The following is a 765-nucleotide window of genomic DNA, read 5'->3' as shown; positions in this document are numbered from 1 at the left end:
CGGTGGCGCCGTCGGAGCCCGCCTCCGCGTGGGCCGCACCGCCGTGCCCGTCGCCCTCGGCGGCGGTCGTGGTGAACACCGGGGCGGGCGCCTCGGGCTCCTTGCCGTCATCACCGGCCAGGTCGTCCCAGTCGACGACGCTGCCGTCGGTGTAGGTCTGGTGCGCGGGCAGCACCACGTCGGTGCCCTCGGCGGGCAGCGCGCCGACCCGGACGGCGAACTCCTGGTACTCGTGCGGCGGCACCTCGTTGCCCTTCTGGGCGGTCCAGGTCACGCGGACGGGCGCCTCGTCGACGGTCGCGCCCTCGACCTCGAACGGCTCGTCGAGCTCGGCCACCTCGACCTCGACGTCCCAGCCGGGCAGGCTCCGCGGCGTGACGCTGAGGAACGGGGTGTCGGTGGGCAGGTCGACGACAAGCTTCTCGGTGGAGGCGGTGTCCGACTCCGTCGGCACGCGGAACGCGAGGCTCGCGTAGCTCTCGGCGGCGGTCGTGTCGGGGTTCACGGTCACGTGGGCGTACGCCACGGTGGGCAGCAGCACCAGGACGGCGGTGGCGGGGATCGCCGCGAGGGCGCGGCGGGCGGGCAGGCTGAAGCGAGTCATGTGCTCGGTCCTTCGGTACGGAGTGGTTGGAGGGCGCGCGGCGACGCGCCCCTCGCCCGACTTCGTCAGACCGCGAGACGCATCACCAGGACCGACGACGGCGGTCCCCGCCCCGGCGCCACGTGCACGTCCACGCGCGCGGGCAGCGCACGGAGCGCCGC

1 protein-coding gene is annotated in these 765 nt (G+C 75.0%); it reads right to left on the bottom strand.

What is annotated here, in order from left to right:
• Positions 1–604: YcnI family copper-binding membrane protein (locus tag PROKR_RS06750; protein ID WP_051432748.1), on the bottom strand; the 604-nt coding region annotated here is incomplete at its 3' end.
• Positions 605–765 lie beyond the last annotated feature (161 nt).

This window comes from Promicromonospora kroppenstedtii DSM 19349 (assembly GCF_000515355.1).
Lineage (GTDB): Bacteria > Actinomycetota > Actinomycetes > Actinomycetales > Cellulomonadaceae > Promicromonospora > Promicromonospora kroppenstedtii.
This window is presented reverse-complemented; position numbering and strand designations above follow the sequence as displayed.